The 12764-nt window shown below is 63.7% G+C and carries 9 protein-coding genes and 1 pseudogene; 4 read left to right on the top strand and 6 right to left on the bottom strand.

The features are described from left to right. The first annotated feature begins 4 nt into the window (after positions 1–4). The 3 genes from HPY64_01400 to HPY64_01390 all read left to right on the top strand — a co-directional run bounded on the left by HPY64_01400 (position 5) and on the right by HPY64_01390 (position 4566). Positions 5–2566, top strand: a complete 2562-nt coding sequence (locus HPY64_01400) for an SMC family ATPase (protein ID NPV65781.1) — start codon at positions 5–7, stop codon at positions 2564–2566. 125 nt (positions 2567–2691) lie between these two features. Next, a complete protein-coding gene (locus HPY64_01395) occupies positions 2692–3150 on the top strand; it encodes an Hsp20/alpha crystallin family protein (protein NPV65780.1) in 459 nt (152 codons plus the stop codon). A 234-nt stretch (positions 3151–3384) separates the two neighbouring features. Next, positions 3385–4566 carry a protein-glutamate O-methyltransferase family protein gene (locus HPY64_01390; GenBank protein NPV65779.1) on the top strand — a complete coding sequence of 394 codons (1182 nt, stop codon included), beginning with the start codon at positions 3385–3387 and terminating at the stop codon, positions 4564–4566. Positions 4567–4655: 89 nt separating this feature from the next. Here the strand turns inward: HPY64_01390 and HPY64_01385 are convergent, their stop codons facing one another. From HPY64_01385 to HPY64_01360, 6 genes and pseudogenes are all read right to left on the bottom strand, one after another. Next, positions 4656–5783 carry a hypothetical protein gene (locus HPY64_01385; GenBank protein NPV65778.1) on the bottom strand — a complete coding sequence of 376 codons (1128 nt, stop codon included), beginning with the start codon at positions 5781–5783 and terminating at the stop codon, positions 4656–4658. 278 nt (positions 5784–6061) lie between these two features. Then, on the bottom strand, positions 6062–6877 hold the full coding sequence (locus HPY64_01380; protein NPV65777.1) for an ABC transporter permease subunit: 816 nt from the start codon (positions 6875–6877) through the stop codon (positions 6062–6064). A gap of 51 nt (positions 6878–6928) precedes the next feature. Continuing rightward, positions 6929–8061, bottom strand: a pseudogene (locus HPY64_01375) (ISAs1 family transposase). 163 nt (positions 8062–8224) lie between these two features. Next, positions 8225–9037, bottom strand: a complete 813-nt coding sequence (locus tag HPY64_01370; GenBank protein ID NPV65776.1) for an ABC transporter permease subunit — start codon at positions 9035–9037, stop codon at positions 8225–8227. Further along, positions 9034–9951, bottom strand: coding sequence for an ABC transporter ATP-binding protein (locus HPY64_01365; protein NPV65775.1), 918 nt, complete (start codon positions 9949–9951; stop codon positions 9034–9036). The genes HPY64_01370 and HPY64_01365 overlap by 4 nt, the downstream gene beginning before the upstream one ends. Before the next feature lie 131 nt (positions 9952–10082). After that, the gene (locus HPY64_01360) at positions 10083–10805 is read right to left on the bottom strand and encodes a methyltransferase domain-containing protein (protein ID NPV65774.1); all 723 of its coding nucleotides are present in this window, start codon (positions 10803–10805) and stop codon (positions 10083–10085) included. Positions 10806–11003: 198 nt separating this feature from the next. Between HPY64_01360 and HPY64_01355 the strand changes: the two genes are divergently transcribed. Then, positions 11004–12761 carry an alpha/beta fold hydrolase gene (locus tag HPY64_01355; GenBank protein ID NPV65773.1) on the top strand — a complete coding sequence of 586 codons (1758 nt, stop codon included), beginning with the start codon at positions 11004–11006 and terminating at the stop codon, positions 12759–12761. The last annotated feature ends 3 nt before the right edge of the window (positions 12762–12764 follow it).

Below are 12764 nucleotides of genomic sequence, written 5' to 3'. Positions count from 1 at the left end.
ACCCATGCTCCCGATACGCCTGACCCTGCGCAACTTCCTGCCCTATCACGCCCCCGACCCGATCGTCTTTGAGGGGCTGCACCTGGCCGTGCTCAGCGGGCCGAATGGCGCGGGCAAATCTGCCCTGCTGGACGCGATCACCTGGGCGCTGTGGGGCCGCGCCCGTGGCCGCACCGACCAGGACCTGATCACCCTCGGCGCGGACGAAATGCGCGTCGAACTGGAATTCGAGCAGGAAGGCGAGCGCTACCTGGTCACGCGCGGGCGTGACCGCCGCCGGCAGACCAGCCTGAGCCTGTACCTCCGCGATAATGCCGCTGCTGGCGGCCTGCGCGACATCAGCGCCCCCACCCTGCGCGAAACGCAGGCCCGGATCACCGGCCTGCTCCGCCTGGATTACGACACGTTCGTCCATAGCGCCTTCCTGCAACAGGGCCGCGCCGACGCTTTCACCACCCGCCCACCCGCTCAGCGCCGCCAGATCCTGGCTGACATCCTGGGCCTGGGCATCTGGGAAACCTGGGCAGAGCAGGCCCGCGACCGCCTGCGCGAGATCGAAGGCGCGTTGCAGAACATCGACGGGCGGCTCTCCGAGATCGCCGACGACCTGGCCCGCCAACCCGTGCTGGAGCGCGATCTGGCCGCCGCCGAGGCCGATCACGCGGCTGCCTCCGCCGCCCTGCATGAGGCCGAAGCGGCCTACGATGCCATCCGCGATGCCCCGGCGCAACTCCGCGCCGCCCTCGACCGCCAGGCTGACCTCGACCGCCGTCTGCGGGCCTATGCCCACGACGAAGGGGCGTTGCTGGCTGAGGTTGAACGCCTGGCCGCGCGGGTCGCCGATTACCGGGCGATCATCGCCCGCCGTGAGGTCATCGAGACCGGCTTCGCCACGCTGGAAGCGGCCCGCCAGGCCGACCGATCGCTGGGTGACAAGTTGCTGTCGCTGCAGGAAGCGGAGGAACGCCGCCACGCCCTGGAGCGCCAGATCGCCGCTGCCCGCGCTGAACTGGAGGCCCAAGCCAGCGACTACCGCGGAGCCATTGAGGAACTGACCCGCCTGGCCGTTGACACGGAGTCCATCACCGCTGAGCTGGACGGCGTCGAGGCCGAGATCGCGGCGTTGCAGGCCCGCGAGGCCGAACGCGACGCGCTGCGCCAGACGATCGCCAGTCTCAAGGAGGAAGCCGCCGCCCTGCGCGGGGCCAATGACGCCCTGCGCAGGGAGATGGGCCAGATCAAGGCGCGGCTGGACACGCTCAGCGCCGCCGACCCGGATGCCGCCGAATGCCCGACCTGCCAGCAGCCATTGCCACCGCCGCGCCGCGCCGAACTGATCGCCGCCTTCCGCGCTGACGGCACCGCCCGCGGTGACCGCTACCGCGCCAACGCTACCCGCCTGCAGGCCATCCAGGTGGAACTGGCCCGCCACGACGCGGCGATGCAGACCCTGCTGGCCGACCTGAGCCGCCTGAACACCCTGCGCCAGCGGGCGGGAGAACTGCACGCCCGCCTGGAAGCCGCCCGCGACGCCGGTCAACGCCTGCAGGCCGCCCGCACCGCGCTGGCCGGCGTGGAGGCCATCCTGGCGGCGGGGAATTATGCTGGCGAAGCTCGCGCCCAGCTGGCCCTGCTCCAGGAGGAGATCGCCGCGCTAGGCTACGACCGTTCCGCCCATGCCGCCGCCCGCGAGGACCTGACCGCCTACCGTGCTTACGAGCGCCAGCAGCACGAATTGCAGATCGCTCTGGACGCCCTGCCCGCCGCCGAGGAGGCGCTGGCCGCTACTCAGGAACGGCTGGCCCGGCTGCGCGATCGGCGGGCCGAGGACGAAGCCGCCCGCGCCGCCAGCGAGGCCGAAATCGAACGCCTGCAGGCCCTGACAACCGAAGCCAACCGTCGCTTTGACCAGGCCCGCGCCGTGCGCACAGCCTTCCAGGCGACGGCGGAAAAACGCGCCCGCGCCCAGCAGGCGCTCCACGCCCTGGCCGCCGCTCGCCAGCGGCAGGAGACCCTGCAGGCGCGGCGGGAAGCGCTGGCCGCGCAGGGCAGCCTCTACACCGAGTTGCGGGAGGCTTTCGGCGGCAGCGGCATCCCGGCCATGATCATCGAGGCGGCCATCCCGGAACTGGAAAACACGGCCAATGACCTGCTGACGCGCATGACTGACGGGCGGATGCGCCTGCAAATCACCACACAGCGGGAGAAGGTCAGCGGCGGCCAGATCGACACGCTGGACATCATCATCGCCGATGAGCAGGGGACGCGCGACTACGCCCTCTATAGCGGCGGGGAAGCCTTCCGCATCGACTTCGCCCTGCGCGTGGCCCTCAGCAAGTTGCTGGCGCGCCGCGCCGGGGCACACCTGCGCACCCTGTTCATCGATGAAGGCTTTGGGACACAGGACGCCGCTGGCCGCGAGCGGCTGGTGGCGGCCATCAATGCGGTAGCTGATGACTTTGACCTGATCCTGGTCATCACCCACCTCGACGACCTGCGCGACGCCTTCCCCGCCCGCCTGGAAGTGGAGCGCACCGCCGCCGGTTCCCGTGTCCGGATCGGCTGAGCTTCCCCGCCGGGAATTTCTTACACGGTTCTGATACCGCGTTGATGTGATTCCGATATGGTTTTGCTTGACTACAGTTGCAACAATACCACAGCCTGTATGGCGTGGAATGTCAGGAGGTGCCTATGTTGATGCGTTATGACCGTTTCAACCCATTCCGTGAGATGCGCCGGATGATGGACCTGGTAGAACGCGAACTGTGGCCCTTCGAGGATGAAGCGGCGGTGAACCCGCTGGCGCTGGATGTCTCCAGCGATGACAAGCATGTGATCGTTCGTACGGCCATCCCCGGCGTCAAGCAGGAAGACATCAACATCGAAGTGCGCGATGACATCCTGACCATCTCCGCTGAATCGCGCGCAGAGTATGATGAGCAGAAGGAAAACTGGCATCGCCGCGAGCTGCGCTACGGCAAGTTCAGCCGCGCCGTGCGCCTGCCGGAAGATGTCAACTTTGAGAAGGCGGAAGCCGAGCTGGAGAACGGCATCCTGACCATCAAGCTGCCCAAGACCGAACCCAGCCCGGTCAAGAAGATCGCCGTCAAAGCCAAGAAACTGCTCGAAGCCAAGACGGAAAAGAAGTAAAACAGCACCCATCCTCACACACACAGCGCCCCGTTCGCGGGGCGTTGCGTTTTTGATTCCCGCAATCTGCTCTCCACATCCAGCTTACCTTCAGGTATGATTAACATCTGATCCATCGCTTGCCGCCAGCCAGCGTGGAGAACCCAAGTGTGACCTGCCGCTGATCACGCCGTTCCAGACCGCCGTGAATCCATGCGCTGATCTGCCTTCCGGATGGCCCAACCAGGAGAAGTCATGCCCCACCTAGCCTACGCCCCCCCGCCTGTCCGTACCGATCACACCAACGCCTTCGCCAACCACACCATGCGCGTCCGCGTACCGGATACACTCCAGCGCATCCTGGACGTCAACCCGGACTACCCGCCCGCTATCCGGGAGGCGCTCCTGCGCCTGCGGGAAGCCATCAGCGGGGACGCCCCGCTGCCCGCCCTGACCCTGCCCGCCCCGGACTACGAGGACTGGATGGCCGTCCTGGCCCCACACCTGGGCGAAACCTGGCAGGCGACCACCTGGTTTGTGGCGGAAACATACGCCTACCGCCTGATTCTGGAGGCCGTACGCTGGTGGGAAACCGGGCGCGATCCCTTCCTGCCGATCAAGACCGAAGAGGAGCAGAGCGCAGACCTGTGGGCGATGACCGCCGAAGCGCTGACGGCAAACGGCCCCGATCTGCCGCCGGATGAACGGCTGGGCCGCCTGTTAATTGGTGCGCTATGGGGCAACCGCATGGACCTCAGCTTCCCCTGGTCGATGGCCCACGGCACTGCCGCCGCCCATGACGATCTGCTGGTGGATGACAGCGATGCGATCGTGGCTCACCTGCTGGCCGCCCGCGGGCCGGTGCACCTGGTGCTGGACAATTACGGGCGCGAACTGGCCATGGACCTCGTGCTGGCCGATGCCCTGCTTGATTCGCCGGGCACGGAGAGCGTCTACCTGCACGTGAAGTTTCACCCCGGCTTCGTCAGCGATGCCACCGCCGCCGATGTCTGGCGTTTCCTGCGCCTGGCCGCTAACCGGCCTGATCCGGTGCGGCGGCTGGCCGCCCGCCTGATCGCCGCCTTTGAGGCCGGACGGCTGCGCCTGGTGGTGGATCCTTTCTGGAGCGGCGGACGCTTCTGCTGGGAGTTGCCGGAGCGCCTGCGGGCGCTGCTGGCCCCGGCGCAGCTGGTCATCTTCAAAGGCGATCTCAACTACCGCCGCCTGGTCGGGGATGCCATCTGGCCGGCGGGCGCCACATTCGCCGACGCCACAGCCACCTTCCCCGCGCCGCTGGCCGCCCTGCGCTCGATCAAGAGTGATGCCAGCGTTGGCCTGCCGACGGCCCTGGATAGCCTCAACACCGCCGACGAATCGCTGGACTGGAGCCGCTACGGCCTGGTACAGAGCCACCTGGACGTCGGTCGCTTTCGCTGACCGACAGCAAAACAGGGCAGGCAGGAAGCGCGTTTCCCCTGCCCACCCTGCGCGGATCCGCCCCGGGGCACGTCACGGGGCGAGTGATCCTACATCCCTGAGTACAGGTCGTCTGCCTGGCTCATGGTGCTCGTCTCGCCGCCCACAGCGGCGACGAACCACACATCACCGACCAGGTGGCCTGTGGTATCGCCGGGGATGACATCCCGGATCCAGGTATAAAGCGGCAAATCGTTGTAGGTGACCTGGAAAGTGCCGTCAGCGCGCTCGATCACGCCCAGCGTGCCGGGCAGTTCGGCGCTGGCCGTGGGCTGCTCACCGGCGGCCACCAGCAACGGCGGCCAGTTCACCGCGCAGCGATCGACACAGTTGGAGACGCCCGGTTGATCGTTGGCGAAGGTGTAGAGCGTCATGCCATCCGGCCCGACCAGGAAGTCGCCCAGTTCGGCGTTGCTGCTGATGGAAACCGTCGGCGGTTTGATCACGAACCACACGCCGTTGACGTTCTGGCCGGTGGCATCTCCAGCAGCCTTATCATTCACCCAGTAGTAAAGCGGCATAGCGTTGTAGGTGACCTGGCGCAGACCATCCGTCCGCTCGATCACACCCAGCGTCCCGCCCAGGCCGGGCAGGATGGCCGGTTCCTCGTCCTCGCCCACCACCAGCGGCGGCCAGTTCGCCGCGCACTGGTCATAGCAATTCGATACGCCCGGCTCATCCCGCGTGAACATGTAAAGGGTCATCCCGGTTTCGCCAACCAGGAAGGTCCCCAGTTCCGCGTTGCCGCCCAGGGCAACAGTTGGCGGCGTAGCCACAAACCAGACATCACCAACCAGGTGGCCGGTCGCGTCGCCGGGCACCCGGTCCCGAATCCAGTAGTAAAGCGGCATGCCGTTGTAAGCAACCTGACGGGTGCCATCGGTGCGGGTCACTACCCCCAGCCGGCCAGGGATGCCCGCCGCCAGCGTGGGCGTTTCATCTTCGCCGACCAGCAACGGTGGCCAGTTGACCGCGCAATCACCATAGCAATTGGTCACGCCCGGTTCGTCCATGGCGAAGATGTACAGCGTCATGCCGCTGGCATCCACCAGAAACGCGCCAAGATCGGCGTTGCCGCCGAACATCACCGTAGCCGATGCACTCTCCTGCGCGGCAACGCCGAGCACACCGGCCACCAAAAGCACCACCAGCACAAGAATACGCTTAACCATAGTCATCTCCCTGCTCCCCAGAAAACGATCTCCATGTGGGCGTCAATCGCTCACATGCTGTATTACGCTCCGGAAGGGGCGGCTGGATGCATCAAAGCCTACCAGTTTTATCTTTTTATCGGTGATGATGGAAAATCGGGAAGGGAATGCGTAAAAAACAGGGCGCGGATTCCATGGTTGCAGCGCGGATCGTCACGGAACAGGACAGTCGTTTCTGGTCTGTCCAGGACGATCGGCGTCTGAACTCGTAGAATCCGTGCCTGCCTGCTGGAAGCCGGTGAAGCTCAGTTGCCCAGCACATCCCGCCGCTGGAAGAACACCACGGACAGGGCAAACAGCACACCCGCGGCGACCAGCAGCCCGATGAAGCCCGGCCAGTAGATGCCGTCGATCAGCACCTCAGCACCGTTGTAGTACTCGTAAAACGACAGGTAGCCCAGCGCTTTGAGGGAGTCACCAGCCATATCGGTCAGCGTGGTCAGGAAGTACGCGCCGACGATGATCGCTGTCGCCAGGCCGCCCGCCGTGCCCCGGTGGCGCAGGACTGTCGAGAGCAGCAGGGCTAGCGCGGCCATCAGCAACGTGACCGGCAGGGCGTTAATCACCGCCGCCGCCAGTTGCCCCACCGAAAGCGAGAAGTTCGGGATGGTCAGGCCACCGGCCAGCATCCCGGCCAGCATCATCGCCAGGATGATCAGCAGGGCAACGATCAGCGCCATTACCTTTTCCACCACGATCTGCCAGCGCGGGGCGGGCGTGCTCAGCAGGATGTCCAGCGTCCCCCGCGCTTCTTCCCCGGACACAATGCCCAGCGCAAACAGCACGGCGTACACCGCCAGGATCAGCGGCAACATGCTGAACAGCTTGACCCCCAGGAAGCCCTCCATAGTGGCAAACTGCTTCACATCCCCAACCAGCACCTTGACGACAGGGTTTTCCAGCAATTCGCCGAACTGACTCAGCATCCCGTCAATGCTGGGGAACAGGGCGATGACCATAAAGCCCATCGCCGCCAGTGCCAGCCCCCAGCCCACGATCCCTATCCGCGAATCCCGCAAAGTCCGCCTGAAAATGATCCCCCAGGATATACCCGGTGTCATGGTTTGTATCCCTTCATCACAGTGGTTACTAGGGCAATCGCATGTGCTTCTCTAATCTGGGCATAGCACGCGGAATAGATAGTCATTGTCCCAGCCGGCCATCTTGCGTTTGGCCGCGATACCCACTTTGACGGATTTATCCTGTTTGAGCAGGTGGTTGCCATGTGGCGGAGCACGGCCATGTTCTGGGGGGCATGGTCTTTGCGAAGGCGGGCTTCATCTTCACGGAAAGCGATGTCCAGCACCCAGTGGAGGCCGTTTTCAATCTGCCAATGGGCCTGGATGCGCTGCAAGAACTGCCGGGCGGAAGCCCGCCAACTACTGATGAAGTAGCGGGTTGTGATTTCCGTCCTGGTACCGATGGTGCGCACGGTTATCAGTTTGACCAGGCTGGTTAGGCGTGGCCAGGTGGACGCACGGCGCAGGTAGGCCCAGTAATCGGGGTGGGCCACGACCCAACAGTGCCGGATTTCACGGCGGCCATGCCCTTCGGTGACCTGTTTGTAGTCATCGTAGAGCGCATCGGCATATTCGGTGTCTTCAAAACCCTCAAATAACATCTCCAGGTCTTCGTAGAGTGTGCCCTGGTTCTCTTTGACCGCCAGGATGTAGTCGGCATCTGCCGCCACGATAGCCTCGGCAATCGCACTTTGTGTGCCCATGGCGTCAATCGTCACCACACACCCGGTTATGTCCAGGGCCTCTAACAACGGCGGTATGGCGGTGATTTCATTGCTTTTGTCCTCCACCTGCCGCTGTCCCAGCACCAGTCGGTTCGCTGTTGCCCAGGCATTCACCATCCAAATGCCCTCTCGGCCATGGGGCCGGTCATGCGACCGCCGTAGCTTCTTGCCATCCACACTGACTAACTGACCTTGCGTGTGTTGGCACAGGCTTTGTGTCCAGGTGATGAACCGGGCTTGAAACGCTTCCGGGTCTAGCCAGCGAAACACTCGGCCAAAGGTGTCATGCGACGGTATCCCATGGCTCAAGTCCAGGAAGCTTGCCAGCCACCCCTGCTTCGCCTTGCCGTACCGTTCGATGTCTACCCAGTTGTCGGCTCCACAAATCACCCCCAGGATGGCGATGACAATGATATTCATCAGCGGATGTGTGCATTGATGGTCATTGCGCGGGTCTTCCAGGTCTGCAAAGTATGCGAGCAAGCTCGTTTCGGGTAGCATGGCAGCCTCCTTGTCGTTTGGCTGCCATTGTCCTACATTAGAGTTTCACATGCGATTGCCCTACAGTGGTTACCCCCCCACTGATCATGATAGCAGAAAACACAGGGCGCGGGCCTCCCCCGCCGGGGGGAAGCCCGCGTCCAGAGGTGTATGATGGGCGTCGCTATACGGCCAGGTCGCGGCGCTGGAAGAAGTAGAGCGCCAGCCCCAGCAACGCCAGGCTCACTACCAGCAGCAGCAGGAAGTTCCCCCACTGCACGCCATCCAGCAGCACGCGGAACGGGGCGTAGTACTTGTAGAAGGAGAAGTTCTGCAGCGTCTTGAGCAGCCCCGATTCAGCCATATCCGCGAATGAATTGATGAAGTACGAAGCCACAATGATCCCGGCAGCTACGCCGCCTGCCTGCCCGCGCGAACGCATCACCGTCGAGAGGCACAGCGCCAGAGTCATCATCAGCAGCACAGTCGGGATCACATTGATCATCGCCACGACGATCATGCTCAGATTCATCTCGGCCAGCTCAGGCGTCATGGCCACCGCTGCGATCATGGCCAGTGCTGAGAGCGCCAGGATGATGACCAGAGCGACCAGGAACGCCACCGTCTTCTCAATGATGATCCGCCAGCGCGGGATGGGGGTGCTGAGCAGCAGGTCCAGCGTGCCCCGATCTTCCTCCCCGCCGACGATGCCCAGCCCGAACATCACCGCGAAAACGGCCAACACCAGCGGCGCCCAGGTGAAGAACTCTATGCCCAGGAAGCCTTCCGGCGAGGTGTAATCCAGTTCGCCCAGATCGCCGAACAGAGCGCCGAACAGCGGGCTTTCCAGCAGTTCGTTGAACTGCTCAAACTGAGCGATCATCGGGAAAACGATCGTCACATAGAAAGCCAGCACGCCAATCCCGATGCTCCACCACAGGATACTGCGCCGGTGATCGTACAGCGTGCGCCGAAAGATCGCGCCTGCGTTGTTCATGCCTGCCCCCCCTTCTTCTTACCTTCGCCGTAGTACTCCAGGAAGATCTCTTCCAGGCTAGGCTCTTCATACGTCAGATCAATGACATGGTACTGCGCCGCCAGCTTGATCACCGGGTCCAGTTCGCCAGTCACCCGGAAGCGGATCGAGTCGTTTTCGCGGCTAACATCGGAAACGCCCTCCAGCCGCTCAAAGGCTGACGGATCGGCCCCGTTGGCGACCTTGAGCGTCATCCAGCGGAAGCGAACCTGCTTGAGCGCGCTGATGCGCTCGACAGCCTGCAGGCGGCCTTTGTTGAGGATGCCCACCCGGTCGCAGATTGTCTCCACCTCGCGCAGGTTATGCGAGGAGAGGAAGACAGTGCGCCCCTCGGCGGTGACCTCGCGCATCAGCTGGTAGAACGTCTGTTGCACCAGCGGGTCAAGGCCGTTAGTTGGCTCGTCCAGGATCAGTACCTGCGGCTTGTGCATCAGCGCCTGGATCAGGCCGATCTTGCGCTTCATGCCGGATGAGCAGTCGCGCACACGGCGGTTCATGTCCATGTCCAGCCGCTCGGCCAGTTCGCCGACGTACTTCTCATCGATCCCGCCGCGCAACTCGCCCAGGTAGCGGACCACTTCCCAGCCGGTCATCTGCTCCCACAGACCCAGTTCGCCGGGCAGATTGCCGATATGGCGGTGCAAGGCCACGCTATCCCGCTGCACATCCATGCCCAGGATCGTTGCGTGACCTGCAGTCGGGCGGATCAGGTCCAGCAGCATGCGGATGGTGGTTGTCTTGCCAGCGCCGTTCGGCCCCAGATAGCCGAAGATTTCGCCCTGGTAGACATCCAGATTAAGGTCATTGAGGGCTTGCACGCTGCCGTAATGTTTGGTCAGCCCTTCAATGTGGATGATCACCCTATCAGTGTTCATAACTCCCCCTATCGAGTCGAAGCAGCGCCACGCGCGCTGTGGTTTGTTGAGCGAACAAATCATAGCACGAATTATGACGCTGTCTGCCCCTACACTTTGGGGGGTGTTCCTATGAGTAGTTGGGGGTGGCTTCAGGCATTTTTGGCACACACAGCCACAAAATGGACAGCCGCCGCTTCCGGCAGCAGCCGGGCCGCCTGCCGGCTGAGCCAGAACAGCACATCATTGAAGGCCAGATAGGTCGGATCGTCGATGGCATGGAAAGCGACTGGCCGCAGGCCTGCCCCTTCCGCCAGCGCGATCACCCGGCGGCGCGTGTTGGCGCGGTAGACGACCGGGAAAGCATCCGCTTCCGCCCGCCCATAGAGCCGTGGCACCAGCCACCGTTGCAGAGGGAACAGCGCCTGGTTGAGCAGGGCGATGGGGCTATAGCGGTTCGGGGCCAGGCAGATAAACACCCCGCCGGGGCGCAGGACACGGGCTACCTCAGCGAAGGTCCGCTCCGGCGCGGGCAAATGCTCCAGCACCCAGGCGGCGATGGCCACGTCAACCACCGCCGCGGGCAGCGGGATCGCCTCCGAGAGGGCAACGGCGCGGCGGAGCGCCGGCAAGCGATGTTCCACCAGTGAGGCCAGGTCCGGGTCGATGCCCAGCGGGCGCAGACCGTCCACATCAGCCAGTTGCTCCAGGACGCCACCCCGACCGCAGCCGATATCCAGCACCACCGGGCGTTCCCGCCCGGCCAGCGCCGCCCGGATCGCGCCCTCGTAGACGGCCGTCGCCGGTTGCCAGCCGGGACGCAGGCGGGCGTAACGGGCGCGGTAGGCATTCTGGCGGTCAAGCGTCAGGGGCATACCGACCAAACCCTGTCCGTAAAAACAAGTGCACGGGTCATTGTGCAGCGAAATTAAGCAAGATTCAACACATTGGCGCAGACTCTCGTATAATAAGTCAGGGGGCCGATGATGCACTGGCTGCCTGGAGCCAGCGCCGACCACCTCTTTGTTCGTCTTCGCGGTTGTTTGTCGAGTATGTGAAGGAGATCAAGGGGGATGAGAAGAACATATGTACTTTTAGGGATCGCCCTGATCCTGGTGCTTGCCGGGAGTCTGATCGCCTGGGCGGCGCAGACGGCAGGCGGGACGATCACTGTGCAGGATGTGCGTTTCGAAGGCACAGACGGCAAACAGATGAGCGCTCTGCTCTACATTCCGCCGGGCGTCAGCGCCGAGTCGCCCGCGCCGGGTGTGCTGGCTGTCCACGGCTACATCAACTCACGGGAGACCCAGGACGGCTTTGCCATCGAGTTTGCGCGCCGGGGGTATGTGGTTCTGGCTCTTGACCAGACCGGTCACGGCTACTCCGCTCCACCGGCCTTCGCCAACGGCTTTGGCGGCCCAGATGGGCTGGCTTACCTCCGCAGCCTGGACATCGTCGACAAAGACAACGTCGCGGTGACCGGCCATTCGATGGGCGGCTGGGCGGCAGCCATCGCCGCCGGTACCTACCCGGATGACTACAAAGCCATCATCCTGGAAGGCTCGTCCACCGGCACCTTTGGCGCACCGGATGGCAACGCCGAGTTCCCGCGCAACCTGGGCCTGATCTTCAGCCAGTTTGATGAGTTCGCCCAGTTGATGTGGGGCGCCACCACCGCGCCAGAGATCGTTAACACCGAAAAGCTGCAGACACTGTTCGGCACCGACGAACCGGTCGTGATCGGGCAGCTTTACGGCTCGGTTGAAGAGGGCACGGCCCGCAAGCTGTACATGCCGGGCGTCACCCACCCCGGCGATCACATCTCGCAGGAAGCCATCGCCAATGCCGTCGAATGGCTGCAACTGACACTGGAGGGCGGCAACGACCTGCCCCCGACTGACCAGATCTGGTACTGGCGCGAGATCGGCGGCTTCATCGCCCTGCTGGGCATGATCCTGTTCATGTTCCCGCTGGGCGAAGTGCTGCTCCAGACCAGCTTCTTCAAGGAACTGGCGGATCCGATGCCGGAGTTCAAGGGCCTCAAGGGGTGGGGCTGGTGGGTCGGCGTCCTGCTGGCAGCCGGCATTCCCATCGTCACCTACTACTGGCTGCAGCATCAGGGCAATAGCTGGTTCCCGGCCGGTTCCTTCTGGCCACAGAACATCACCACCGGGCTGGTCACCTGGGCGCTGGGCAACGCCGTGATCTCGCTGGTGCTCTTCCTGCTGTGGCACTTCCTGCTGAACAAGGGCGCCACCGCCGACAACTATGGCCTGACCTGGCAGGGCGGTCTGAACTGGGCCAAGATCGGCAAGTCGCTGCTGCTGGCCATTGCTATCTTCATCCCGACCTACCTGCTGTTGATCCTGGCCAATCTGATCTTCATGATCGACTTCCGTCTGTGGGTGCTGGCCTTCAAGCCGATGAGCACACTGCACTTCCAGATCATGCTGGCCTACCTGCCGTTCTTCGGGCTGTTCTTCCTGGTACTGAGCACCACGCTAACCAGCCAGCTGCGCCGGGTGGACGCCCAGGGCCAGCCGCAAGCGCTGGACAAGGCCCTGCCACTGAGCGCGGTCATCCTGGCCATCGGCTTCGTGGTGTTGCTGCTGATCCAGTACCTGCCGCTGTTCGCTGGCGGGACGATGCCGCTGGCCGAACCGCTGCTGACGATCGTCGCCATCCAGATCGTGCCGCTGATGGTCATCATCGGTCTGGTGCTGACCTTCTTCTTCTACAAGACCGGGCGTGTCTATACCGGCGCGTTCCTGGTGGCGATCCTGATCACGTGGTATATCGTTGCCGGGCAGGCCATTCACTTCGCCTTCTAAGCG

This window comes from Anaerolineae bacterium (assembly GCA_013178165.1).
Classification (GTDB): domain Bacteria; phylum Chloroflexota; class Anaerolineae; order Aggregatilineales; family Ch27; genus Ch27.
The sequence above is the reverse complement of the archived record's forward strand: the minus strand, read 5'-3'. Positions and strand labels throughout refer to the sequence as shown.

Excerpts from the sequence above, each read along its gene's own strand:
- HPY64_01400 (NPV65781.1), top strand. The coding sequence starts at position 5 with ATGCTCCCGATACGCCTGACCCTGCGCAACTTCCTGCCCTATCACGCC.
- HPY64_01395 (NPV65780.1), top strand. The coding sequence starts at position 2,692 with ATGTTGATGCGTTATGACCGTTTCAACCCATTCCGTGAGATGCGCCGG.
- HPY64_01390 (NPV65779.1), top strand. The coding sequence starts at position 3,385 with ATGCCCCACCTAGCCTACGCCCCCCCGCCTGTCCGTACCGATCACACC.
- HPY64_01385 (NPV65778.1), bottom strand. The coding sequence starts at position 5,783 with ATGACTATGGTTAAGCGTATTCTTGTGCTGGTGGTGCTTTTGGTGGCC.
- HPY64_01380 (NPV65777.1), bottom strand. The coding sequence starts at position 6,877 with ATGACACCGGGTATATCCTGGGGGATCATTTTCAGGCGGACTTTGCGG.
- HPY64_01370 (NPV65776.1), bottom strand. The coding sequence starts at position 9,037 with ATGAACAACGCAGGCGCGATCTTTCGGCGCACGCTGTACGATCACCGG.
- HPY64_01365 (NPV65775.1), bottom strand. The coding sequence starts at position 9,951 with ATGAACACTGATAGGGTGATCATCCACATTGAAGGGCTGACCAAACAT.
- HPY64_01360 (NPV65774.1), bottom strand. The coding sequence starts at position 10,805 with ATGCCCCTGACGCTTGACCGCCAGAATGCCTACCGCGCCCGTTACGCC.
- HPY64_01355 (NPV65773.1), top strand. The coding sequence starts at position 11,004 with ATGAGAAGAACATATGTACTTTTAGGGATCGCCCTGATCCTGGTGCTT.